The sequence below is a fragment of the Micromonospora sp. MP36 genome (assembly GCF_008119785.1).
In the GTDB taxonomy this organism is placed as follows: domain Bacteria; phylum Actinomycetota; class Actinomycetes; order Mycobacteriales; family Micromonosporaceae; genus Micromonospora.
This window is the reverse complement of the sequence record NZ_VSFA01000002.1, coordinates 69,927-93,845: the sequence shown is the minus strand read 5'-3', so window position 1 is coordinate 93,845 and position 23,919 is coordinate 69,927. Positions and strand designations below refer to the sequence as shown.

At 72.4% G+C, this 23,919-nt stretch carries 17 protein-coding genes and 2 tRNA genes; 5 read left to right on the top strand and 14 right to left on the bottom strand.

The genetic code is table 11. The features are described from left to right. The first annotated feature begins 85 nt into the window (after positions 1-85). A complete protein-coding gene (locus tag FXF52_RS03505) occupies positions 86-4,654 on the top strand; it encodes an HAD-IC family P-type ATPase (RefSeq protein WP_148793783.1) in 4,569 nt (1,522 codons plus the stop codon). A gap of 4 nt (positions 4,655-4,658) precedes the next feature. Here the strand turns inward: FXF52_RS03505 and FXF52_RS03500 are convergent, their stop codons facing one another. Both FXF52_RS03500 and FXF52_RS03495 read right to left on the bottom strand, forming a co-directional pair. Beyond that, on the bottom strand, positions 4,659-5,078 hold the full coding sequence (locus FXF52_RS03500) for a CBS domain-containing protein (RefSeq protein ID WP_148793782.1): 420 nt from the start codon (positions 5,076-5,078) through the stop codon (positions 4,659-4,661). Positions 5,079-5,234: 156 nt separating this feature from the next. Then, a complete protein-coding gene (locus tag FXF52_RS03495; protein WP_148794051.1) occupies positions 5,235-6,188 on the bottom strand; it encodes an L-threonylcarbamoyladenylate synthase in 954 nt (317 codons plus the stop codon). 282 nt (positions 6,189-6,470) lie between these two features. Between FXF52_RS03495 and FXF52_RS03490 the strand changes: the two genes are divergently transcribed. Beyond that, positions 6,471-7,370, top strand: a complete 900-nt coding sequence (locus tag FXF52_RS03490; RefSeq protein ID WP_148793781.1) for an aminoglycoside phosphotransferase family protein — start codon at positions 6,471-6,473, stop codon at positions 7,368-7,370. A gap of 9 nt (positions 7,371-7,379) precedes the next feature. Here FXF52_RS03490 and FXF52_RS03485 read toward each other — a convergent pair whose 3' ends face one another. From FXF52_RS03485 to gyrB, 7 genes are all read right to left on the bottom strand, one after another. After that, on the bottom strand, positions 7,380-8,072 hold the full coding sequence (locus FXF52_RS03485; protein WP_148793780.1) for a maleylpyruvate isomerase family mycothiol-dependent enzyme: 693 nt from the start codon (positions 8,070-8,072) through the stop codon (positions 7,380-7,382). Positions 8,073-8,843: 771 nt separating this feature from the next. After that, positions 8,844-8,919 (bottom strand) — tRNA-Ala (locus tag FXF52_RS03480). 41 nt (positions 8,920-8,960) lie between these two features. Next, the gene (locus FXF52_RS42405) at positions 8,961-9,089 is read right to left on the bottom strand and encodes a DLW-39 family protein (RefSeq protein WP_222870423.1); all 129 of its coding nucleotides are present in this window, start codon (positions 9,087-9,089) and stop codon (positions 8,961-8,963) included. Positions 9,090-9,131: 42 nt separating this feature from the next. Then, positions 9,132-9,205, bottom strand: a tRNA-Ile gene (locus tag FXF52_RS03475). 145 nt (positions 9,206-9,350) lie between these two features. Then, positions 9,351-10,268 carry a DUF3566 domain-containing protein gene (locus FXF52_RS03470; protein WP_148793779.1) on the bottom strand — a complete coding sequence of 306 codons (918 nt, stop codon included), beginning with the start codon at positions 10,266-10,268 and terminating at the stop codon, positions 9,351-9,353. Between the two features lie 3 nt (positions 10,269-10,271). After that, positions 10,272-12,797, bottom strand: coding sequence for a DNA gyrase subunit A (gene gyrA, locus FXF52_RS03465; protein WP_148793778.1), 2,526 nt, complete (start codon positions 12,795-12,797; stop codon positions 10,272-10,274). 131 nt (positions 12,798-12,928) lie between these two features. Next, positions 12,929-14,875: a DNA topoisomerase (ATP-hydrolyzing) subunit B gene (gyrB, locus tag FXF52_RS03460; RefSeq protein WP_148793777.1), complete on the bottom strand. Its 1,947-nt coding sequence runs from the start codon at positions 14,873-14,875 to the stop codon at positions 12,929-12,931. 626 nt (positions 14,876-15,501) lie between these two features. On the opposite strand from gyrB, the gene FXF52_RS03455 reads away from it, so the two are divergent. Next, on the top strand, positions 15,502-16,056 hold the full coding sequence (locus FXF52_RS03455) for a hypothetical protein (RefSeq protein WP_148793776.1): 555 nt from the start codon (positions 15,502-15,504) through the stop codon (positions 16,054-16,056). Between the two features lie 140 nt (positions 16,057-16,196). On the opposite strand, the gene FXF52_RS03450 is transcribed toward FXF52_RS03455, so the two are convergent. The 5 genes from FXF52_RS03450 to dnaA all read right to left on the bottom strand — a co-directional run bounded on the left by FXF52_RS03450 (position 16,197) and on the right by dnaA (position 22,693). After that, entirely contained in the window at positions 16,197-16,922 is a 726-nt protein-coding gene (locus FXF52_RS03450) for a DciA family protein (RefSeq protein WP_319993778.1), read from the bottom strand. After that, a complete protein-coding gene (gene recF / locus FXF52_RS03445; protein ID WP_148793775.1) occupies positions 16,912-18,045 on the bottom strand; it encodes a DNA replication/repair protein RecF in 1,134 nt (377 codons plus the stop codon). The genes FXF52_RS03450 and recF overlap by 11 nt, the downstream gene beginning before the upstream one ends. Positions 18,046-18,061: 16 nt before the next feature. Further along, complete coding sequence (gene gnd, locus FXF52_RS03440; RefSeq protein WP_148793774.1) at positions 18,062-18,934, bottom strand: phosphogluconate dehydrogenase (NAD(+)-dependent, decarboxylating); 873 nt, start codon at positions 18,932-18,934, stop codon at positions 18,062-18,064. Between the two features lie 40 nt (positions 18,935-18,974). Then, positions 18,975-20,108, bottom strand: coding sequence for a DNA polymerase III subunit beta (gene dnaN / locus FXF52_RS03435; RefSeq protein ID WP_148793773.1), 1,134 nt, complete (start codon positions 20,106-20,108; stop codon positions 18,975-18,977). A 770-nt stretch (positions 20,109-20,878) separates the two neighbouring features. Then, a complete protein-coding gene (gene dnaA / locus FXF52_RS03430) occupies positions 20,879-22,693 on the bottom strand; it encodes a chromosomal replication initiator protein DnaA (RefSeq protein ID WP_148793772.1) in 1,815 nt (604 codons plus the stop codon). Between the two features lie 638 nt (positions 22,694-23,331). Between dnaA and rpmH the strand changes: the two genes are divergently transcribed. After that, positions 23,332-23,469 carry a 50S ribosomal protein L34 gene (gene rpmH, locus FXF52_RS03425; RefSeq protein ID WP_073836962.1) on the top strand — a complete coding sequence of 46 codons (138 nt, stop codon included), beginning with the start codon at positions 23,332-23,334 and terminating at the stop codon, positions 23,467-23,469. Positions 23,470-23,503: 34 nt separating this feature from the next. After that, positions 23,504-23,917 carry a ribonuclease P protein component gene (rnpA, locus tag FXF52_RS03420; RefSeq protein WP_148793771.1) on the top strand — a complete coding sequence of 138 codons (414 nt, stop codon included), beginning with the start codon at positions 23,504-23,506 and terminating at the stop codon, positions 23,915-23,917. Positions 23,918-23,919 lie beyond the last annotated feature (2 nt).

Below are 23,919 nucleotides of genomic sequence, written 5' to 3'. Positions count from 1 at the left end.
GGGGTACGGGAGGCGAGATGGCGTACGGCTGGCGCGGCGGCGGGAGCAACGGGGAGCGCGGCCGGGGGCTCGGCCGTACGCCTCGATGACCTCGCTGGGCCGGTACGCCGGTCTCCTGCTGGCGCCGGACGCCGTCGCGCGGGTCGCCCGTACCGTCGTCAACGCCGTGCCGGACGCCGCCCGGACGGTCGGCTCGGCCCTGCCGCACGCGGTGCCGGCGGCAACCCGGGCCGGCGGGGCCGCCGTACCGCGCGGCGTCGCCGAGGCGGCGGGACGGGTGGGCGAGGGCGCCGCCCGAGTGGCCCGGCTGGCCGGGCTGACCCGGCGCCGGGTCTGGACCCGGGACGGCCGCCACCACATCGAGGTGCACGGCGTGTGCCAGGACGGCGCGAACCGGCTGGCCCGGCAGGTCGAGGAGGCGCTGGAGCGGATGCCCGGGGTGGCCTGGGCCCGGGTCAACGCGCCCTCCGGCCGGGTGGTGGTGGCGGTCCAGGAGCCGAAGCCGAAACTGCGCGACCTGATCGCCACGATCGCCCGCACCGAGCGGGTGTGCCCGTACGAGCCGGACCCGGAGATTCCCCCGCCACACCCGGCCGAGGAGGGCCCGCGTACGCCCCGGACCCTGGGCGCGCTGGTCTCGGACGCGCTCGGCCTGACCATCTCGGCAGCCACCCGGATCCTGCCGTTCACCCCCGTCCCCGGCGAGGTAGCCGGCTTCCTCGCCGCGATCGACCTGCACCCGAAGCTGCACGCCCTGGCCGACCGGGGGCTGCGCGCCGACCCCCGCGCCGAGGTGCTCTTCCCGCTCGCCGAGGCGGTGGTGCAGGGCCTCACCGGCGGCTGGACCGGAATAGTGCTGGACGGCGCGCAGCGGGTGGTGCAGTGGGGCGAGGCGCGGGCTCAGCTCACCGCTTGGTCGAGGGCGGAACCGCGGCTGACCGGCGACCCGGAGCGGGCGGTCGCCCGGGTGCCCGAAGGCGAGCGCCCGCAACCGCGCCCGGACGGCCCGGCCGAGCGGTACGTGCAGCGGGCACTCCTCGCCGGTGCGGCGGCCGGCGCGGCGGCGGTGCCCGTGGTCGGCCCGAAGCGGGCCGCATCGGTGGCCCTCTCCGCGCTGTCCAAGGCTCCGGGCAACGGACGCGAGGGGTACGCGGCCCAGCTCGGCCGGATGCTGGCCCGGCGCGGCGTGATCGCCATGGACCGCAGCGTGCTGCGGAGGCTGGACGGCATCGACACGGTGGTGCTGGACAGCGCGATCCTCGGCTCGGACCGGGGCGTGCTGGCCGACCTGGCGCCGCTGCCCGGGGCGGACACCGGGCAGGTGGCCGCCCGGGCATTCGCCCTCTTCGACCCGGCCGCCCCGGACGCCGTACGGGAGGCCGACGGCTGGCGGCTCGGGCCGCTGGATCGGATCGACGCCCGCGACCCGGGGGACACCCCGGACCGGCGCCGGCTCACCGAGCACGGCGGAATGCTGCTCGGCCTCGCGGAGGGCGACACCCTCGCCGCCGTGCTCCGGGTGGATCCGGAGCCGGCGCCCGGGGTCGACGTCCTGCCCACCGCCGCCCGTCAGGCAGGCCTGCGCCTCGTGGTGGCCGGCGACGACGACGGCCGGTACGGCTTCGCTGACGCCCTGGTGCCCGGCGGTGCGCACCTCGCCGACTCGATACGCGCCCTGCAACGCGACGGCGCGGTGGTCCTGCTGGTGTCCGGTGACCGGGCCGCGCTCAGCGCGGCCGACTGCTCGCTCGGCGTCTCGGCCCCCGAGGACCTCCCGCCCTGGGGTGCCCACCTGCTGGTCGGCGAGGACCTGCGGATTCCCGCGCTGCTGATCGACGCGGTCGGGGTGGCCCGCCGGATGACCGGGCAGAACATCCGGATCTCGATGGCCGGCAGCGGGCTCGGGGCGCTGGCCGCGCTCACCGCCGACCCGCTGCGGCTGCCCGGCCGGACCCTCTCCGCGGTGAACGGCGCCGGCGCGCTCGCCTTCGGACACGGCGTGTGGCGGGCCCACCGACTGCCGGACCGGACCCGCGCGCCGGTGCCCGCGCTGACCGCCTGGCACCTGATGCCGGTGGAGACCGTGCTCGACCAGTTGGGCACCGACCCGAACGGGTTGACCAGCGAGGAGGCGGACCGGCGGCGGCAAGCGGTCGCGGGAGACCACGCGGGACCGGCCGCGCTGCTGCGCGCGTTCGTGCAGGAGCTGGCGAACCCCCTCACCCCGGTGCTCGCCGCCGGGGCCGTGCTCTCCGCCGCGTTCGGCTCGCTGGTCGACGCGGCCCTGGTCGGCGGGGTGGTCGGCGGTTCGGCGCTGGTCGGCGCGGTGCACCAGCGCAACACCGAGCGATCCCTGGCCCAGCTGCTGTCCCGCACCGCGGTGACCGCCCGGGTGCTGCGCGACGGAGCCGAGCGGGTGGTGCCCGCGGAGGAGCTGGTGGCGGGGGACGTGATCGCGGTGGGCCCGGGGGACGCGATCCCGGCGGACTGCCGGGTGCTCGGCTCGGACGGGCTGGAGGCCGACGAGTCGTCGCTGACCGGGGAGTCGCTGCCGGTGGGCAAGACCGCCGATCCGGTGGTGGCGGCGGCCGTCGCGGAACGACGTTCCATGCTGTACGAGGGCACCACGGTCGCGGCCGGCCGGGGCATCGCCGTGGTGGTGGCGACCGGCGAGGAGACCGAGGCCGGGCGCAGCCTGGCCATGGCCCGGGAGGCCCCGCCGCCGAGCGGGGTGGAGGCACGACTCGGGAAGCTGACCAAAGCCGCCGTACCGCTGGCGGCCGGCTCGGCGATCGCGGTGGCCGGGGCGGGGCTGCTCCGGGGCGTACCCCTGGCGGCGACGGCGGCGACCGCCGCGAACCTGGCCGTCGCGTCGGTGCCGGAGGGGCTGCCGTTCCTGGTCAGCGCCGCGCAGCTGGCGGCGGCCCGGCGGCTCGCCGAGCACGGCGCGCTGGTCCGCAACCCGCGGACCATCGAGGCGCTGGGCCGGGTGGACGTGCTCTGCTTCGACAAGACTGGCACCCTCACCGAGGGGAAGCTGCTGCTGGCCGGGGTCGGCGACGGCGCCGGCGAGCGGTACGCCCCACCGGACCGGCTGGACGAGCCGTTGCGGCTGACCCTGGCCACGGCGCTGCGGGCCACCCCGGCCGCGGCCGACCCGGACGAGCTGCCCCAGCAGACCGACCGGGCGGTACGTCGGGGCGCGGGCACCGCCGGGGTGGCGGAGCAGACCGGCTCGGCGGGCTGGACGGCGGTGGGCGGGCTGCCGTTCGAGCCGTCCCGCGGCTACCACGCCACCATCGGGCGGACCCCGCAGGGGCTGCTGCTCAGCGTCAAGGGGGCGCCCGAGTCGGTGGTGCCGCGGTGCGCGGCCCGCCGGACGGCCGGCGGTGACCAGCCGTTGGACGAGGCGGGCCGGGACGGGCTGCACGCGATGCTCGCCGAGCGGGCCAGGGCTGGGCATCGCATCCTCGCCGTCGCCGAGTGCCCAGTGGGCACGGAGTCGGTGACCGACGAGCAGGTCGAGGGGCTGGTCTTCGTCGGCTTCCTGGCGCTCGCCGACGGGGTACGGGTGAGCGCGAAGCCCGCGGTCCGCCGGATCCGGCAGGCCGGCGTGCACACCATCATGATCACCGGAGACCACCCCGCCACCGCCGAGGCGATCGCCGCGACCATCAGCCCCGATGACGGTGGGCAGCGGGTGGTCACCGCGACCGACCTGGACCGGCTCGACGACGAGGCGCTGGCCGAGCGGCTCATGGCGACCGACGTGGTCGCCCGCTGCACCCCGGCGCACAAGGTCCGGATCATCCAGGCGCTGCAGCGGCGAGGCCGTACGGTGGCGATGACCGGGGACGGCGCCAACGACGCCCCGGCGATCCGGCTGGCCGACGTGGGCATCGCGCTGGGCCAGCGCGGCACCCCGGCGGCCCGCGCCGCCGCCGACCTGGTGGTCACCGACGACCGGCTGGAGACGATCATCTCCACGCTGGTGGAGGGGCGGGCGATGTGGTCGTCCGTCCGCCACGCGCTGAGCATCCTGGTCGGCGGCAACCTCGGCGAGATCGCGTTCAGCGTGCTGACCGCCGCCGCCACCGGCCGGTCCGCGCTGACCGGACGGCAACTGTTGCTGGTCAACCTGCTCACCGACCTGGCGCCCGCGCTGGCCATCGCGGTCCGCCCGCCGGCCGCCCACGGGGCCGACCACCTGCTACGGGAGGGGCCGGACACCTCGCTCGGCGCGACGATGACCCGGGAGATCGGGCTCCGGGCGAGCGCCACCACGCTCGGCGCGGCTGCCGGCTGGAGCCTCGCCCGGTGGACCGGCACCGAGCGCCGGGCCGGCACCGTGGCGCTCGCCTCGCTGGTCGGCACCCAGCTCGGCCAGACCGTGCTGGCCGGCGGCACCAGCCCCACCGTCCTGGCCTCCACCGCCGCGTCCGTCGGCGTGCTGGTCGCGGTGGTGCAGACCCCGGGGGTCAGCCAGTTCTTCGGCTGCACCCCGCTCGGTCCGGTGGGCTGGACCATCGCCGCCGGCTCCGCGCTCGGCGCGACCTTCGCCAACGGCGCGCTCAGCAGACTCGTCGACCGGCTCCCGCAGCACGGCCTCCGTACGCCGGCCGCCGGTCCACACCGGTCCGGCCGTGCCGGGTAGGCGTTCAGCCGCGCTCGGAGATGGCCTCGATGAGGTCGCCCACCGGGCGCTCCGGCAGCGAACGGGCCACGTCGGCGACGGCCACGATGCCGACGAGGTCGTGCCCGTCGATCACCGGGAGCCGGCGTACCTGGTGCTTGCCCATGGTCCGCAGGATCTCGGCCGCGTCGTCGTCGGCGCCGATGGTCACCGCCTCGCCCTGGGCCAGTTCACCCGCGGTCACGCTGCCGGGGTCGCGGCCCTCGGCGAGCACCTTCACCACGATGTCGCGGTCGGTCAGCATGCCCTTGAGGCGGTTGTCGGCGCCGCAGATCGGCAGCGAGCCCACCCCCAGGCCGGCCATCCGCCGGGCGGCCGTCCGGAGATCGTCCTGCTCCCGGACACAGCTCACGTCGCTGGTCATGATGTCGCGTGCGGTCGGCATCGGGATCACACCTCACTTTCGGGGGGTTGTTGCTGGTTTCCTACCCAGGCGGGCGGAAGGCATGCCGACACATGAGGTGAACCGCGCTACGTCAACCTGAACGTGCTCCAGCGGGAGACCTGACCACGGTCCACCGCCGCTGTGGACCGGTGGCGGTCAGCGCCAGGTGGCGGCGGCCCGTCGCAACCGGTCGTTAATCGCCCGCCCCACGCCGACCTCGGGCACCGGCTCGGCGACGATCTCGGTCGTCCCGGCCGCGTCGAGCCGGTGCAGCGCGTCGAAGAGCCGCGCGGCGGCCGCAGTCAGGTCACCCTCGGGCGACAGCACCTCCACGGCCGCCCACCCGTCCGCCTCCGGACGCTCCCGAAAGGCGAGGAAACCCCGCCGGCCGCCATCCCCCGGCGCCGACTCCGCCGTCCCCAGCCGCAAGGGGGTACGCGGGGCGTAGTGGGCCGCGAGCGTGCCGGGCGCCACCGGCTGTCCCGAACTGCCCGGCCGTACGTCGACCGGCCCGACCGCCTCGACCAGCGCCTCGACCGGCAGCGCGCCCAGCCGGAGCACCACCGGGCGTTCGCCACGGGCGTCCACGATCGTCGACTCGATCCCGCACCGGGTGGGTCCGCCGTCGAGCACCACGTCCACCGCGTCGCCCAACCCGGCCACCACGTGCTCGGCCCGGGTCGGGCTGAGCTGCCCGAACCGGTTGGCGCTGGGCGCGGCCACGGGCACCCGGGCGGCGGCGATCAGCGCGCGGGCGGACGGCTCGTCCGGTACCCGGACCGCCATGGTGTCCAGGCCGGAGGTGACGATCGACGGGATCGCCGCGGGCCGGTCCACGATCAGGGTGAGCGGGCCGGGCCAGAAACGCTCGACCAGCGCGGCGACCGCCGGTGGCACCTCGCCGACCAGCCCGGCCAGGTCGGCGGCGTCGGCCAGGTGGCTGATCAGCGGGTCGAAGCTGGGGCGCGCCTTCGCCTCGAAGATGCGGGCCGCCGCCCGGGCGTCGAGTGCGTTCGCGCCCAGCCCGTAGACCGTCTCGGTGGGGAAGGCGACCAGCCCGCCGCCACGTAGGACGGAGGCGGCCTCGACGATGCCGCTGTCGGCCGGCAGGACGCGCGGGGATCCGGTGCTCACGCCCCGACGCTAGCCTGCCGCCGTACGCGGGCGGTGACGGAGGGCCCGGCCGCTACGCGGTCTGGGCCACCCGGCCGACCACCGCGCCGGACCCCGACCGCTGCCAGGTGACCAGGCCGGACGGGCGGCCGGCGACACCGGGGCGGGTGCTCGACTGGACCGAGGTGGCCACGGACGACACCCGCTGGACCTGGACCACGGGCTTCGCCGCCCCGAAACTCGCTTGTCGGGCTCAGCGGATGCGCCGAGGATGTCGCCGTGGGCCGGGTGAAGATGCACGCCGACGAGGTGGAAACCGACGGCGACCTCGTCCGTCGACTGCTCGCCGGGCAGTTCCCGCAGTGGGCGCACCTGCCGATCCGGCTGGTCCCCTCGTACGGGACGGACCACGACATCTACCGGCTCGGCGCGGACCTGGTGGTCCGGCTGCCCCGGATCGGCTGGGCCACCGCGCAGGCCGCGCGGGAAGCCGAGTGGCTGCCGCGACTGGCCCCGCACCTGCCGCTCGCCCTGCCCGTCCCGCTCGTGCGGGGACGCCCCGCCGAGGGCTACCCGTTCGACTGGTCGGTGTACGAGTGGCTGCCCGGCGAGAACGCCAACGGCACCCTCGACGACCTGGACCGGGCCGCGGTCGACCTCGCCGCGTTCATCATGGCGCTGCGAAAGATCGACACCACCGGTGCGTACCCCCGGAAGCCGGGCAGCCGGGGCAGCGACCTGGCCGAGTTCGACGAGGGCGTACGCCGGTCGGTGGCGCAGCTCGGCGACCGCGTCGACGGCGCCGCGACGCTGCGCGCCTGGCAGGAGTCGCTGGAAGCGCCGGCGTGGGACGGGCCGGGGGTGTGGGTGCACGGGGACCTGCTGCCCGGCAACCTGCTGGTCGTGGCGGGCCGCCTCTCCGCCGTCATCGACTACGGCGGGCTCAACGTCGGCGACCCGGCCTGCGACCTGCAACCGGCGTGGAACATCTTCGCCGGCCGCAGCCGCGGGCGGTTCCGGGCTGAACTGGACGCGGACGACGCCTCCTGGCTGCGCGGCCGCGGCTGGGCTCTGCTTCAAGCGGTGTTCGCGCTGCCCTACTACTGGGACACCAACCCGGGAATCGTCCGGCAGACGTCGCACGCCTTGGCCGAGGTCCTCGCCGACGCCGCCCGCTGACCGGACCCGTCAGGGCGTCAGCGGGCCGTCCAGGATGCGCTGCCCGGCCTGCTGATCACCTTGCCAGGTCAGCGACGCGCCGTGGCGCGGGAGTCGGCCCCAGAGCAGCAGCAGGAGATCCGGTGCGCTGCCGGAGAGCACGGCTACCGGCGCACCCGGGCCGTACGTCCACGACGCGCCGGTATCCGTCGCATCCAGCCGAAGCGCCGCGGCGGGCGGTTCGGCCCGACCCCGCGCGACCTGCCTCGGCGCCATCGTGTCGAACACCTCGGCCACGCCCTCGCCCGCCAGCTCCGCGTTCAGCGGACGCGGCGTACCAAGCGCGTGCTCGGCGTCCCACCGGTGCACGAGGGCCTCCAGGCAGCGGCGCCGCTGCCAGAAGCCGACCGTGTGCGGCGAGTGGAAGGTCCACGCACTGGTGCCCGGGTCGACGTCCAGTGCGCGGAGCAGCACCTCGGAGGACTCGTCGAACCAGCGCAGCAGCTCGGCCGGGTCCGTCGGCGCCGCCGGCGGTTCGTAGTCACCCCGCTGTTCGGTCACCGCAGCGGCCGCCCACAGGTTCGAACCACCGAGATGGGCCGCCAGATCGCGCAGTGTCCAGCCGGAGCAGTGTTCGATCGGGACGGACAGGTCGCCGTCGAGACAGGCCCGGAACGCCGCGAGCTCATGACGGAGATGGCGGAGGAAGGACGGAGCATCCACGACCGATCACGCTAGCCGGGCCCTCCGACAGCGCGGGCTCCGTGATTGCCGGGCTGGTAGGCGACGGCGACGAGGACCGTGCGGGGCTCGCGTTCCGCTGCGACCTCCATCCGGTCTTCAGCCTGCGGTTCGAAGGCGGGAGCGCAATCGCCGTGTACCTGACCGACGGGCGCCGCCGGTTCAAGCTGACCGGGTACGCCGGCCCGTCCGTCGTTCAGGCCGACCATCGCGTCCAGCTCTCGGCAGCAAGTCCGGGATCAGTCCGGCTGTCGCCGACGCCAGCCAATCGTCACTGTGGGTGGCCATCTACCGATCCCCACTCCCTACCCCGCGCTCGCTTTGCTCTGCAGCCACATACGCGGCAGCTACGTTCGGTGCTTGATGCGTATGTGGCTGCAGAGCAAAGGTGGGAAGGGATGGCAGCGAGGTGTCGCGCCCACAGCCGGGAGAAAGGTCCGTTTCTCGCTTCTTTATCCGGTACTGGGCCGAGTCCCGGGGTGCGCCGCCTCAACAGCGGTGACTCAACGTAAGAATGCGCTCCGTCACCAGTGCCGCCCCAGTCGGATCCCGCTGCCAACCCGCCCAACAGCGTTCCTGAAGACATCGGTGCCAGCCGAAATCAGTGGGTGCCGGGCTGGTCGTGGACTGGTTGTTGATGGCCGGCGCGGCGCAGAGAGGTACGGACGCAACTCGTCTACTGCCGAGCCAGGCGACGAGAAATGGGGATTCCGACCCCTGCATCAGATCAAAACAGCAGGTGACGAATGGAGATGGTGGAGCCCAGGGGACTTGAACCCCTAACCCCTGCCTTGCAAAGGCAGTGCTCTGCCAGTTGAGCTAGGGCCCCGAGGCGGGCGGAGCCGCCGGTGCAGGCAGTCGGAGGGACGGTCAGCGCAGGTCGGGCGCGGTGGTCGCCTCGTGCCACAGGGCGCGCTCGTCGTTCGCAGCCATCACCTTCTTGGCCACCACGGCGGCCACGCCGACCACGCCGACCAGGATCAGGAGCTTCTTGAACATGGGGCGACCCCTCGCGCTCGACTATCGTCGGACGATGTGCGGTGGGGCTAGCTGGAATCGAACCAGCGACCTCAGAGTTATCAGCTCTGCGCTCTAACCGACTGAGCTATAGCCCCGCATGGCGACGAGCAAGGTTAACCCATCGCCGCCTCCGTCCCCAAATCGGGGGCCGGTGCGCCGTTCACCCGTGCCAGAGAAGAACCTACCCGGATACGCGACGCCGGGGCGACCGCTTTACGCGGTGCCCCGGCGTCGTCCGGGTCAGTCCCGCTCGGCGAGCGTCAGCTCGATGCCGCCGACCAGGTCCGCACAGACGTTGTAGACGAACGCGCCGAGCGTGGCGAGCGCGGTGAACAGCACCACGTTGACCAGTCCGATCAGCGCGGAGCTCAGGATGACGCCCTTGGCGGTGATCTGGAAGCCACCCCCGCCGCCCGCGCCGCCACCGGCGTTGACCAGGTCGGTCAGGCTGCTGTTGACGCTGGTGAACACGCCCATCGCGTCCAGGGCCAGGTAGAGCACCGAGGTGGCGACGACCACCACGATGAAGAGCACCACCGAGACCGCGAACGCGAACTTCATCACGGACCAGGGGTCGATCCGCTTGAGGTTCAGCCGGGCCCGGCGCGGCCCGCGCGACGCGGCCGAGCTGACCGAGGTACGCGCGGCGCGTACCGCCTCACCCACGCGCGCGGCCCCCACGGCGGCCGCGTTGCTGATCGCCGGCGGCAGGCCACCACCGTTGGCGGGGCGGCCCTTGGCGCCGGGGTGGGCACCGTCCGGCGACGGCTTGGGGGCGGTGCCGAGACCGGCGCCCACCTTCGGCGGGGTGCCCGGAGTGCCGGTGGCCGGCCGGGCCGTACCCGTCGTCTTGTTCGCCTGGTTGGTGGCGGGCTTCGCCGCGCCGGCCGCCGGGGCGGCCAGGCCGTCAGCGGAGGTCGGGGCGTCGACCGGGGTCTTCTCGGTCTTCTCGCTGGTCCCCGAGTCCTCCGCGGGCTTGTCCGGCGGTGGAGTCATGCCGGGGGCCCGGGTGAACTTCGGGGCAGGCGCGTCGGCGGGGACCGTGGCCCGGCCCACGGCCGCACGGCCGGACGCTGGGGTACCGCCCTGCGCGGCCTCCTCGTCGACCGGGTTGGCCGAGGCCCCCGTGTTCCCCGACTTCGCCTGTGTCTCCGTCATCAACTAGTCCTGTTCGTCAGGCTCGTCGGCATTGCGAGCAATCGCCACGATAGTCACGCCGTCCGGGAGGTCCATCAGCTTAACCCCCATTGTGTTCCGGTCACGCGTACGGCGTACAGGCTTCACCGGAGTCCGGATGACGCCCCCGTTGCTGGTGATGGCGAACAGTTCGTCATCCGGGCTGATCACCACCGCACCGACCAGACCACCGCGTCGCTCAGTGATCTTCGCAGTCAGCACACCCTTACCTCCCCGGCCCTGCACCGGGTATTCCTCGATCGGGGTACGTTTCGCGTATCCGCCGTTCGTCGCGACCAGCACGTCCATGTCCATGCCCTCGCGGACGACCTCCATGGCCAGCAGTTCGTCGTCCTCGCTGAACCGCATGCCAATGACGCCGGAGGTGGCCCGGCCCATCGGGCGCAGCGCCTCGTCCGTGGCGTTGAAGCGGATGGCCTGGGCGTTCTTGGAGACCAGCAGCAGGTCGTCCGTCGAGCTCACGAGGGCAGCACCGACCAACTCGTCCTCATCGCGCAGGTTGATCGCGATGATGCCGCCTGACCGGGGGGAGTCGAACTCCTCGAGCCGCGTCTTCTTCACCAGGCCGTTCTTCGTGGCCAGTACCAGGTAGGGCGCCACCTGGTAGTTCGGAATTTCGATGATCTGCGCGATCTGCTCGTCCGCTTGGAACGCGAGCAGGTTGGCCACGTGCTGGCCCTTGGCCACCCTACTGGCTTCGGGAAGCTCGTAGGCCTTGGCCCGGTAGACCCGACCCTTGTTGGTGAAGAACAGGATCCAGTCGTGCGTAGAGCATACGAAGAAGTGGCTGACGATGTCGTCCTGACGGAGGGTGGCGCCGCTGACGCCCTTCCCGCCCCGCCGCTGCGAGCGGTAGAGGTCGACCTTGGTGCGCTTGGCGTACCCGGTGCGGGTGATGGTGACCACCACGTCCTCGCGGGCGATGAGGTCCTCCATCGAGACCTCGCCGTCGAACGGCACGATCTTGGTGCGCCGGTCGTCGCCCCACTTCGCGACGATCTCGCCCAGCTCCTCGGAGACGATCCTCCGCTGCCGCTCCGGCTTGGCCAGGATGTCCTTGAGGTCGGCGATCTCCAGCTCGAGCTTGGCCAGGTCGTCGAGGATCCGCTGCCGCTCCAGGGCGGCCAGCCGGCGCAGCTGCATGTCCAGGATCGCGGTCGCCTGGACCTCGTCGATCTCCAGCAGTCGGATCAGGCCCTGCCGGGCGTCCTCGACGGTGGGCGAGCGCCGGATCAGGGCGATCACCTCGTCGAGCGCGTCGAGGGCCTTGGCCAGACCGCGCAGGATGTGCGCCCGCTCCTCCGCCTTGCGCAGCCGGAACGCGGTCCGCCGGCGGATCACCTCGATCTGGTGCTCGACGTAGTAGCGGATGAACTGGGCCAGGTTGAGCGTGCGCGGCACCCCGTCGACCAGCGCCAGCATGTTGGCGCCGAAGGTCTCCTGGAGCTGGGTGTGCTTGTAGAGGTTGTTCAGCACCACCTTGGCGACCGCGTCGCGCTTGAGCACGAGCACGATCCGCATGCCGGTACGCCCGGAGGACTCGTCGCGGATGTCGGCGATGCCGCCGAGCTTGCCCTCCTTGATCAGTTCGGCGATCCGCTCGGCGAGGTTGTCCGGGTTGACCTGGTACGGCAGCTCGCTGACCACCAGCGCCGGCCGGCCCCGCTTGTCCTCCTCCACCTCGACCACGGCCCGCATCCGGATCGAGCCGCGCCCGGTCCGGTACGCGTCCTGGATGCCGGCCTGGCCGACGATCAGGCCGTGGGTCGGGAAGTCGGGACCCTTGACGATCTCCAGCAGCGCCTCGAGCGTGGTGGCCTCGTCCGCCTCCGGGTGCTCCAGGCACCACTGCACGGCCGCGCCGATCTCCCGCAGGTTGTGCGGCGGGATCTTGGTGGCCATGCCGACCGCGATGCCCTCGGAGCCGTTGATCAGCAGGTTGGGGATGCGGGACGGCAGGATGGTGGGCTCCTTGGCCCGGCCGTCGTAGTTGTCCTGCAGGTCGACGGTGTCCTCGTCGATGTCCCGCAGCATCTCCATGGCGAGCGGGTCGAGCTTGCACTCGGTGTATCGCATGGCCGCGGCCGGGTCGTTGCCGGGCGAGCCGAAGTTGCCGTTGCCGTCGACCAGCGGGTAGCGCAGCGACCAGGGCTGGGCCATCCGGACCAGCGCGTCGTAGATGGCCGAGTCACCGTGCGGGTGGAACTGACCCATCACGTCGCCGACGACCCGCGAGCACTTCACGTAGCCGCGGTCCGGCCGGTAGCCGGAGTCGAACATGGCGTAGAGGATCTTGCGGTGGACCGGCTTGAGCCCGTCCCGGACGTCCGGCAGGGCCCGCCCGACGATGACGCTCATCGCGTAGTCGAGGTACGAGCGCTGCATCTCGACCTCGAGGCCGACCGGCTCGATGCGGTCGTGCGCGACGACCGCGGCCAGTGTCTCCGGGGTCTCCGGCTCGTTAGGGGTGGACTCGGGAGTATCGGTCACTGTTAACCCTTATCAGACTCAAAGTCGTGTTCGTGCTGTGGATAACGGCTGTGGAAACCGGCCAGACTGTGGATAACCCTGTGGACCGCCGGGCCGGCCGGGTGCATCTCCGGCCGCCCCGGCCCGGTCCGTCAGATGTCCAGGAACCGCACGTCCTTGGCGTTGCGCTGGATGAACGAACGGCGTGCCTCGACGTCCTCACCCATCAACACGCTGAACAGCTCGTCGGCGGTTGCCGCGTCGTCGAGCGTCACCTGGCGCAGCGTACGGGTGGCCGGGTTCATCGTGGTCTCCCACAGCTCGGGGTAGTTCATCTCGCCGAGGCCCTTGAACCGCTGGATGTCGTCCGGCTTGGCGTTGGGCTTCTTCTGCTGGCGCAGCGCGATCAGCCCGTCCCGCTCCCGGTCCGAGTACGCGTACTGGGCGTCGTCGCCCTTCTTGTTCCACTTGATCTTGTAGAGCGGCGGGGCGGCCAGGTAAACGTGCCCCAGCTCGACCAGCGGCCGCATGAACCGGAACAGCAGCGTGAGCAGCAGCGTCTGGATGTGCTGGCCGTCCACGTCCGCGTCGGCCATCAGCACGATCTTGTGATAACGCAGCTTCTCGATGTCGAAGTCGTCGTGGATGCCGGTGCCCAGCGCGGTAATCAGCGCCTGGACCTCGTTGTTCTTCAGCACCCGGTCGATCCGGGCCTTCTCCACGTTGAGGATCTTGCCGCGGATCGGCAGGATCGCCTGGGTACGTGGGTCGCGACCCTGCTTGGCCGAGCCGCCCGCCGAGTCACCCTCGACGATGAACACCTCGGACTCGCGCGGGTCGGTGGACTGGCAGTCGGCCAGCTTGCCCGGCATCGAGCCGGACTCCAGCAGCGACTTGCGCCGGGCCAGCTTCCGCGCCTGCTGGGCGGCGATCCGGGCCCGGGCGGCCTGCGACGCCTTGGTGATGATGGTCTTCGCCTCGGCCGGGTTCCGGTCGAGCCAGTCGACCAGCCACTCGTTGCACACGCGCTGCACGAAGCTCTTCACCGGCGTGTTGCCGAGCTTGGTCTTGGTCTGGCCCTCGAACTGCGGGTTGGTCAGCTTGACCGAGATAATCGCGGCCAAGCCCTCGCGGATGTCCTCGCCGGAGAGCTTCTCGTCGCCCTTGAGCAGCTTCTTGTCCGCGCCGTAGCGGTTGATGACGCTGGTCAGCGCGGCCCGGAAGCCCTCCTCGTGGGTGCCGCCCTCGTGCGTGTTGATGTTGTTGGCGAAGGTGTAGACCGACTCGCCGTACGACTCGTTCCACTGCATGGCGATCTCGACCGACATGCCCTCCTCCTCGGCGCCGAACTCGACCACCGTCCGGTGGATCGGGTTCTTCGAGGCGTTGAGGTGCCGGACGAAGTCGGCGATGCCGCCCTCGTAGTGGAAGGTCACCTCGCGCGGCTTGCCCTCCTCGGTCTCCTCGACCCGCTCGTCGAGCAGGTGGATGGTGAGACCCCGGGTGAGGAAGGCCATCTCCTGCAGACGCCGGTAGATGGTCTGGAAGTCGAAATCGACGGTCTCGAAGACGTCCGGATCAGGCCAGAAGGAGACCGCCGAGCCGGTCCGGTCGGTCGGCTCGCCCTTCTCCAGCGGGGTCGGCTTGGAGTGGTCGTACTGCTGCCGCCAGACGAAGCCGTCCTTGTGGATCTCCACCGCCATCTTGGTGGAGAGGGCGTTCACCACGCTGACGCCGACGCCGTGCAGACCACCGGAGACCGCGTACGCCTTGCCGTCGAACTTGCCGCCCGCGTGCAGCACAGTCAGCGCGACCTCGACACCCGGCTTCTTCAGCTTCGGGTGGAGGTCGACCGGGAAGCCACGCCCGTTGTCGGTGACCCGGACGCCTCCGTCGGCCAGCAGCACCACGTCGATGGTGTCGCAGTATCCGGCCAGCGCCTCGTCCACCGCGTTGTCGACGACCTCCCACACGAGGTGGTGCAGACCGCGTTCACCGGTGGACCCGATGTACATACCGGGCCGCTTCCGGACCGCCTCCAGCCCCTCGAGAACGGTGATCGACTCGGCGCCGTACTTCTTGTTGTCCTCCGCTGCCACCCTCGGCCACTTTCTCGCACCGACCACGCCAGGGCGCGGGGCGCGGGTTCGGCGGACAGCACGCGACGTCGGCGCACGAACCGGTCCCCGCATCTCCAGGTCACAGATCGCGTACGCCGGGCGCCGCGGTCGCCCGCGGATCGCGATCGGCTTGACCCGATCCGGGACAATGATCAAGGGCCCGGGGGCCCCTGTCCGTCGCTCCGTGTCGGGTCTTTCGTCTCGCCATCAATCTTACTCTGCGCACACGACTAAACCGCCACTCGGCACCCCTGCGGGGCGGCTGAGAACTCCGTAGCCGGCCGAATCATGCTGTCCGCGACTCCCCCTACACACCTGGCCCTGATCGAGGGCGCTTCCGACCACTCCGGCTCGGCACGTCTGACGCCACGCCGCGACCCGGAGTCGTCCCACCACTCTGGCTCGGTCTGACGCCACGCCGCGACCCGGAGCGGTCGTCGGGCACCGCATCGGTATCGGCACGTGACCGACCGGGGGTCGCGGCGGGATCCGGCGTGCCGTACGTTTGCGGCGCCGCCGCAGCGGTCTTGATCTTTGGCGGGCGGAACCGGGACGATCGACCCGATCGGTCCGACAACGCGCTTGGTAATAAGAGGTGACGCCAGATGGGGCTGGACAACGTCGCGGTGCACTGGCCGCGAACCGGCCGCTTCTACGACCCGGTCGCGCCGGCCGAGTTCGTCGACTTCGGCGAGATCGTGGACCTGCCACGGATCTCCGCCCCCACCGCGGCGCTCGCCGAGTTGATCGCCAAGACCGGCACCGTACGCGCGACCGCGTACAGCGAGCTGGTCGACCTGATCCTCGGCCTGGAAAATGTGCTCTACGCCACGGAGAACGCGGCCGAGGACGAGGACCCGGTGATCGACCCGGACGGCTGCTCCTGGATCGCCGACGGCGTGGAGAAGTTCGTCGCCCGGCACCGGCCGATCGGCGAGGCGGTGACCTTCGAGTCGGTGAGCGAGGTGCTCCGGTCGCTGCTGGGCGACGGTCGCCTGGCCGAGCAGCAGCTGCGCTGGCTGGACAGCCGGCTCGACCGGCTGCGCGACGAGAACGGCGACCCGCCGCAGTGGAACTTCACCTGCGCCGAGTTGGGGGTGCTGGCCGCCTTCTACCGGCGCTGCGCCGACCGGGGCTTCGCCGTCTACGCCGACGCCTGACCCCGCGACCCGGTCTCCCGCCGCTGCCCACCCGCCTCGCCTGATCAACATCAGGTCGGCGAGGTGGCGGGGTCAGCCGCGCCCGGAAGCCGCCACCTCGGCGAGGTGGCCCTCGCCCCTACGCGGGACGTATCGGACGGTCAGCCGTAGGTGTCACGGGGGCCGCGGCCACGGACCCGACGCGGGCCGCGCGACCAGGACGGCGCGGCCGGGCCGTGGATGTGGAGTTTGCGGACCACGTTGTGGCCCACCTCACGGGCGATCTGCTGGAGCAGTGAGCCGGCGAGCAGCCGGAGCTGGGTGGCCCACGCGGTCGAGCGGGCCTCCACGGTCAGCTCGCCGTCCTCCAGCTTGACCGGGCGGCTGTGTTGCGCCACCTCCGGCCCGACCACCCGTTCCCAGGCGCCGAAGACCGTGGCCTCGGCCGCCGGCTGCTGCCAGCCGCGCGCCTTGACCAGTTTCTCCAGCACCGCACCGAGCGGCTGCGGGTCGCGCGGATCCGGCCCGGGACCGGAGTAGCCGCGCAGCCGCCGCTCGCCGTCCCCGCGTACCGCGCTGCGCCGGCGGGTGCCGGCGGCCGCCTGCCGGCGGGCCTTCGCCGCGTCCAGCACCGCCCGGGCCAGCTCCGGCCCGGACGCCCCCGCCGGCAGCTCACCGAGGGCACCCGCCTCGGCCGGGCTCGCGCCGTCGGCCTCTGGACCGGCCCCGGCACCGCCCCGACGGCCCCCGGCCGCGCCCGCCGCCCCCCGGCGACCCGCCGCGTCCCGCCCGTTCGCCGAGGCCGCCGCACCGTCGCCGTCGGCAGGGGTACGCCCGCCGCGCCCCGGGCCCAGCCGGGCCGGCGGGAGCTGGACCTCATCCGACACGGCACACCGTCCCCTCGCTCACCGCGTACCGGGTGCCGCGCAGGGCCGCCGGCACGTCCTCGTCGACCGCGCAGGTCACCAGGAGCTGGCTGGCGCCGCCGACCAGCTCGGCCAGCCGCTCCCGGCGGCCGGCGTCCAGTTCGGCGAAGACGTCGTCGAGCACCAGCACCGGCTCGATGCCGTCGGCCCGCAGCAGGTCGTACCCGGCGAGGCGGAGGGCCAGCGCGTACGACCAGGACTCGCCATGGCTGGCGTACCCCTTGGCGGGCAGCGGGCCGAGGGTGAGGGCGAGGTCGTCGCGGTGCGGGCCGACCAGCGTGGTGCCGCGTTCGATCTCCGCCGACCGGTTCTCGGTTAGCGCGACGCGCAGCGCCTCGGCCAGCGCCGTACGGTCGGTGGTCGGCTCGGTCAGCTCCACCGACGGCCGATACGCGATCCCGGCCGCGCCCCTGCCCGCCGCCACCGCGTCGTACGCCTTGGCCACGTGCGGGGCGAGCGCGGCGACCAGCTCCAGCCGGGCGGCGAGCAGCTCGGCGCCGTGGTGCGCCAGGTGGGTGTCCCAGACGGCGAGGGTGGACAGGTCCCCGCCCCGCGACCCGCCCGTCTTGCGGGCCAGGTACGCGGTCCGGAGCAGGGCGTTGCGCTGCTTGACCACCCGCTCGTAGTCGGCGCGCACCCCGGCGTACCGGGGCTGGCGGGTGACCAGCAGGTCGTCGAGGTAGCGGCGGCGCTCGGCCGGGTCGCCGCGGACCAGTTCCAGGTCCTCCGGGGCGAACAGCACCAGCCGCAGGGCGCCCAGTACGTCGCGGGCGCGCCGGGCTGGGGACCGACCCAGCCGGGCCCGGTTGGCCTTGCCGGGGACGATCTCCAGCTCGACGAGGAGTTCCCGGCGCTCGTGCACCACCGCGCAGCGGATCACCGCCGAGGAGGCGCCCATCCGGACCAGCGGGGCGTCCGTGGCGACCCGGTGCGAGTCCAGGGTCGCCACGTAGCCGAGCGCCTCGACCAGGTTGGTCTTGCCGACGCCGTTGGCGCCGATCAGCACGTTCGGGCCCGGCTCCAGGTCGACGCCGACCCGCTCGTACGAGCGGAAGTCGACCAGTTCGAGCCGACGGACGTACACAGGCTGTGGATACCGGTCAGCGCTTGCGGACGGCGTGCCCGCCGAACTGCTGACGCAGCGCGGCGACGGCCTTCATGGCGGGCGAGTCGTCCTGCCGGGACGCGAACCGGGCGAAGAGGGAGGCGGTGATGACGTTCAGCGGCACGGCCAGCCGGACCGCCTCGTCCACCGTCCAGCGCCCCTCGCCGGTGTCCTCGGTGTAGCCGCTCAGCTCGGCCAGCTCCGGGTCCTCGTCCAGCGCCCGGTCGAGCAGGTCAAGCAGCCAGGAGCGGACCACGGTGCCCTCGCGCCAGGACTTGAAGACGCCCGGCACATTGGTCACCAGTTCCGACTTGGCCAGCAGCTCGTAGCCCTCGGCGTACGCGTGCATCAGGCCGTACTCGATGCCGTTGTGCACCATCTTGGCGTAGTGGCCGGCACCGACCGGCCCGGCGTGCACGAAACCGAACTCACCCGCCGGCTTGAGCGCCTCGAAAATCGGCATCAGCCGGTCGACGTGCTCCTGGGCGCCGCCGACCATCAGGGCGTACCCGTTCTGCCGGCCCCAGACGCCACCGGAGACGCCGACGTCGACGTAGCCGATGCCCTGCTCGTTCAGGCGCTCGGCGCGCGGGGCGTCGTCGCTGAACCGGGAGTTGCCGCCGTCGATGATGATGTCGCCCTCGCCGAGGACGCCGGCGAGTTCGTCGATCGTGGCGTCGGTGACGCCGGCCGGGACCATCACCCAGACCGCACGGGGCGACTCCAGCTTCTCGGCCAGCTCCGCGAGGCTCGCGACGTCGCTCAGCTCCGCGTCGCGGTCGTAGCCGACCACCTCGTGGCCGGCGGCGCGCAACCGCTCCCGCATGTTGCCGCCCATCCGGCCGAGTCCTACCAGGCCGAGCTGCATCTGCTCCTACCTCCGTACGTCTGGTCTTGCTGGGGTGCGATCAGCGGGACACGCGGATCGGCATGATGAGGTACCGGTACCCCGGGATGACCTCGCCATCCTCACCCGCGGGAGAGATGACCGCAGGCTTGAAGGCGTCGACGAACGAGAGCTGGGCGTACTGGGCGCCGAGGTTGGCCAGGCCGTCGATCAGGTACTGCGGGTTGAAGCCGATGGTCAGCGGGTCGCCGGTGAAGGTGGCCTCCATGGCCTCGCTGGCCCGGGCCTCCTCGGTGCCGCCGGCCTCGACGACCAGGCCGTCGGAGCTGAAGCTCAGCAGCACCGGCGTGGTCCGCTCGGCGACCAATGCGACGCGCTTGACCACCTCGATCAGGGTGCTGACCGGAATGCGGGCCTCGGCGTTGTGGCTGGCCGGGAAGAGCGAGCGGACCGGCGGGTAGTTGGCCCCGTCCAGCAGCCGGCTGGTGGTCCGGCGGGTGCCGCCGGAGAAGCCGATCATGCCCTCGCCCGCGCCGCCCTGCGAGAGCGCCATGGTCACCTGGCCGCCGAGCGGGCCGAGGGCCTTGGCGGTGTCGTGCAGCGTCCGAGCGGGCACCAGCGCGTTGAGGCTCACCTCGGGGTCGTCCGGGTTCCACTCCATCTCACGCAGGGCGAGGCGGTAGCGGTCGGTGGCGAGCATCGCCAGGGTGCTGCCGGAGAGCTCGATGCGGACGCCGGTCATCATCGGCAGCGTCTCGTCCCGGCCGGCGGCGACCGCCACCTGGGCCACCGCGGCGGCGAAGGCGGCCGCGTCGATCGTGCCGGCGCTCTCCGGCATCTCCGGCAGGGCCGGATAGTCCTCGACCGGCATGGTCGGCAGGGTGAAGCGGGCGCTGCCGCAGACCAGCTCCAGGTGGGCACCGACGGCGGCGATGTCCACCGGCTTGGCCGGCAGGGCCTTGGTGATCTCGGCAAGCAGGCGACCGGAGACCAGCGCGGCGCCGTCGGCGTCCCCCTGCACCTCGACGGTGACCTGGCTGGAGACCTCGTAGTCGAAGCCGGAGACCTGGAGGTTGCCGTCGGTGACCCGGAGCATCACTCCGGCCAGCACCGGTACGGAGGGCCGGTTGGGCAGGCTCTTGGCGGTCCAGGCGACCGCCTCGGCGAGCGCGTCGCGCTCCACTCGGAACTTCATCAATGCCTCCGCGTCGACGTCAGCGACAACTCTCTCATGCCGACCGCTGCCACCCGTCCCGCCCGACCGGCGGGTACCCCTCGCACCTTAGGTCGCGCGGGCATCGGCTGTGCGCCCGACCCCGTGGATCCAGGCGCCGGGGCGACTGCCGACGGCAGCGCTCCGGCCCGATCCACAGGAAGTCCAACGGTGATGATTGGTTTTTGTTGTTTAGAAGAGATAACTCATCGTCTTCATCGCACCTGTGCAAACTGTGGAGAACCGGCGTCCGCGCAGGTCAGACAGGCTATCCACCGGTGGTTTGGCTGTGGAGAACCAGGGGTACAACGCGTGTTCCGGTCCACAGCCCGCGCCGGCCCCCAGGTTGTCCACCGTTGTCCACCGGTTGTCCACCGGTAATCCACGGGGTTTCTCCCCAGCGTTGTGGACGGGGCGGGCCGCGTTGATCGAGGTCATCCCCAGAACCTTCAACAGGTCGCCCACAGGCCGACCGTCGCCCGTGGACAACTCGCTCGTCATCCCCAGGCGTCCACAGCGTAGTCCCCAGGACTTGTCCACAGTCTGTGGGTAACCGGGTTGGAACGAGCGTGGTTTTCCACCGTCTGTGGAACAGGGGGTGTGGACAACGAGGCCGTGCTGTGGACGAACACGACACCGATCGTGGGCCCTCGACCGGGTCGAGGGTCAAGCTCCCGGCATCCACAGGGACGAAAAAGGCCCGACCGGATCCCCGGTCGGGCCTTGCGCCGCCGTGCGCGGTGGCGGAGGACTCAGGTGGTCTGCTTGATGCGGTTGGTCAGCTCGGCGATCTGGTTGTAGAGCGAGCGCCGCTCCGCCATCTGCTGGCGGATCTTGCGGTCGGCGTGCATGACCGTGGTGTGGTCCCGGCCGCCGAACGCCTGCCCGATCCGCGGCAGCGACAGGTCGGTCAGCTCCCGGCACAGGTACATGGCCACCTGGCGGGCGTTGACCAGCACCCGGGACCGGGAGTGGCCGCGCAGGTCCTCCAGGCTCACCCCGAAGTAGTCGGCGGTGGAGACCATGATCTGGTCGGCGGTGATCTCCGGGCCGGCGCCGTCGGGGATGAAGTCGCGCAGCACCTCCTCGGCGAGCGAAAGCTCCACCGACGAGCGGGTGAGGCTGGCGAACGCGGTGACTCGGATCAGGGCGCCCTCCAGTTCCCGGATCGAGTTCGACACCCGCGAGGCGATGAACTCCAGCACGTCCGGCGGCGCGTACAGGCGCTCCTGCGCGGCCTTCTTCTGCAGGATCGCGATCCGGGTCTCCAGGTCCGGCGGCTGGATGTCGGCGAGCAGTCCCCACTCGAACCGGGTCCGCAGCCGGTCCTCCAGCGTCGCCAGCTGCTTCGGCGAGCGGTCGGAGGTGATCACGATCTGCTTGTTGGCGTTGTGCAGGGTGTTGAAGGTGTGGAAGAACTCCTCCTGGGTCCGCTCCCGGTTCTCCAGGAACTGGATGTCGTCGATCAGGAGGATGTCCACGTCCCGGTAGCGGCGCTGGAACGCGCTGGTCTTATCGTCGCGCAGCGAGTTGATGAAGTCGTTGGTGAACTCCTCGGTCGAGACGTACCGGACCGAGCGGGCGTTGCCCAACGTCGTGGCGTAGTGCCCGATGGCGTGCAGCAGGTGGGTCTTGCCCAGCCCGGAGCTGCCGTAGATGAACAGCGGGTTGTACGCCTTTGCCGGCGACTCGGCCACCGCGACGGCCGCCGCGTGCGCGAAGCGGTTCGAGGAACCGATGACGAACGTCTCGAACATGTACTTCGGGTTGAGCCGGTTGCCGCCGGTCTCCGCCCCGCCGGGCAGTCGCCGGTCGGCCTGGCCGCCGGGGCGGTGGTTCGGGCCACCCCGGCCCGGCCCGCTGTCCGTGGCGCCGTCCCGGGGCAGCCCGCGCAGCGGCGGGTCGGCCCGGTTCTCCCGGTAGCGGGGCTCGTACCCGCCCGCGTCCGGGCCCGGGGGCTCGACCCGGCCCCGCTCGTCGAAGCCGCGCCGCTCGGGTGCGCGCAGCGGCTCGGCGAAGCCGTCGCTGAACAGCGTGTCCTGACCGTCCCCGCCGCGCGGGATGAGGTGTGGCCGGCCGCCGTCGGGCGTGCGCTGCCGCGGCGCCGGCTCGCTGACCGTGGGCGCGGGGGGCTCCTCGGGGTACGCCGGGGCCTCTGGCCGGCCCGGGTAGCCGAGCTCGGGGAAGCCGGGGGCCTCGATCGGCGGGCCGGGCTCGAGACCGGCGAGCAGGTCCAGCGGGGCGTCACGGTCCGCCGGTTCGGGACTGGTCCGGTAGACGGTGCCGGCCGGGCGGCCGCCCGCGTCCTCGGCGACCCGGACGGTGACGGCGACCTGGATGGGCCGGCCGAGCCGCCGGCTGAGGGCCTCGGTGATGGCCGGGCGCAGCCGCGACTCGATCACGTCCCGGGTGAAGGCGTCCGGTACGGAGAGCAGGGCGGTGTCCTCGACGATCGCCCGCAGCCGGGTGAGCCGGAGGTACGCCCGCTGCTGCGCGGAGATGATCTCGTCGGCGAGTTCCTCGGTCGCCGCCGTCCACACCGCGGCAAGGTCGGTCGCTCCGGTCACCGTCGTGCCACCCCCTCGCCTCTGCTCCCGACCACCGCTGCTGTCCATCGGCAGTCCCGGCCCGCCACCGCGTACGCGCGGACCTTAGGTCACGCCCTCCCGGACGGCCGAACGGTCATTATCCACAAGTTATCCACAGCCTGTGTGTACCGACCGATTGTGGCCGCCCACCGGACGTGGGTCGGACCTGCCCCCTCGTTCCCGGAGGCGCTGAAGCGGGTTCACCGTGCCGAACGATTCACTACCTTGTCCGGTCTTGCCGATCAGCGACAACCCGGAGCCCGACGCTGACCGCAATCGCGCACGCTAACAGCGGGGACCCCGTGCGTTCAACCGTCGACACCGGGGCAGCCTTGTCAACATCCGTGAAAACCACCCCTTCGGTCGCGCTCCCACGGTCACCGGGTGAGGAGTGTGTGATGTTTGACGGCCATTGCCCCCCTGCGTAGGCTGGAGCGGCTGCTCTCTCGCCCTCTGCTAGGGTGATGGGTGCTTGCTGTCCGCGGTCGCTTCCCCGTATCGCCGAGGTCCCGTGTCGCCGGGCAGCACCGATCGGAGGCCACCGGGCAGGTGGCCTGGACCACCACACGACCCCGGGCGATCCCCCGCGCGGGGCGTACGACAACGGAGAGCCTGACGTGAGCAAGCGCACCTACCAGCCGAACAACCGCCGGCGCGCGAAGACCCACGGCTTCCGGCTGCGCATGCGCACCCGTGCCGGCCGCGCCATCATCTCGACCCGTCGCGCCAAGGGCCGCGCCCGCCTGGCGGCCTGAGGCCGACCGGTCCGGTCCAGGGACGTGGGCTGAGGTGCTGGCCGCCGCGCAGCGACTGCGGCGCAGTAGCGACTTCGCCGCAGCGGTCCGGGGTGGCCGACGCGTCGGCCGCGGTGCCGTCGTGGTGCACCTGACCCTCCCCGAGCAGACCGGACCCACCGCGACAATCTCGCCGGAGCCGGCGCGGTCCAGCGGTGCGGAACCCTCCGCGCCGAGCCGCGCCGGCTTCGTCGTGTCCAAGGCGGTCGGCAACGCGGTGGTCCGCAACAAGGTCCGACGCCGGCTGCGGCACCTGGTCCGCGAGCGCCTGGCGGACCTGCCCGCCGGTACCACGCTGGTGGTACGCGCGCTGCCCCAGGCCGCCGACGTGTCGTACGCCCGGCTGGGGGCCGACCTGGACGCCGCCGTCGCCGCGGCGCGCACCCCGCGGACTCGGCGGGCCCGGTGAGC

Excerpts from the sequence above, each read along its gene's own strand:
- gnd (WP_148793774.1), bottom strand. The coding sequence starts at position 18,934 with ATGCAGCTCGGCCTGGTAGGACTCGGCCGGATGGGCGGCAACATGCGG.
- FXF52_RS03500 (WP_148793782.1), bottom strand. The coding sequence starts at position 5,078 with ATGCCGACCGCACGCGACATCATGACCAGCGACGTGAGCTGTGTCCGG.
- FXF52_RS03505 (WP_148793783.1), top strand. The coding sequence starts at position 86 with ATGACCTCGCTGGGCCGGTACGCCGGTCTCCTGCTGGCGCCGGACGCC.
- FXF52_RS03470 (WP_148793779.1), bottom strand. The coding sequence starts at position 10,268 with ATGACGGAGACACAGGCGAAGTCGGGGAACACGGGGGCCTCGGCCAAC.
- dnaN (WP_148793773.1), bottom strand. The coding sequence starts at position 20,108 with ATGAAGTTCCGAGTGGAGCGCGACGCGCTCGCCGAGGCGGTCGCCTGG.
- FXF52_RS03455 (WP_148793776.1), top strand. The coding sequence starts at position 15,502 with ATGGGGCTGGACAACGTCGCGGTGCACTGGCCGCGAACCGGCCGCTTC.
- FXF52_RS42405 (WP_222870423.1), bottom strand. The coding sequence starts at position 9,089 with ATGTTCAAGAAGCTCCTGATCCTGGTCGGCGTGGTCGGCGTGGCCGCC.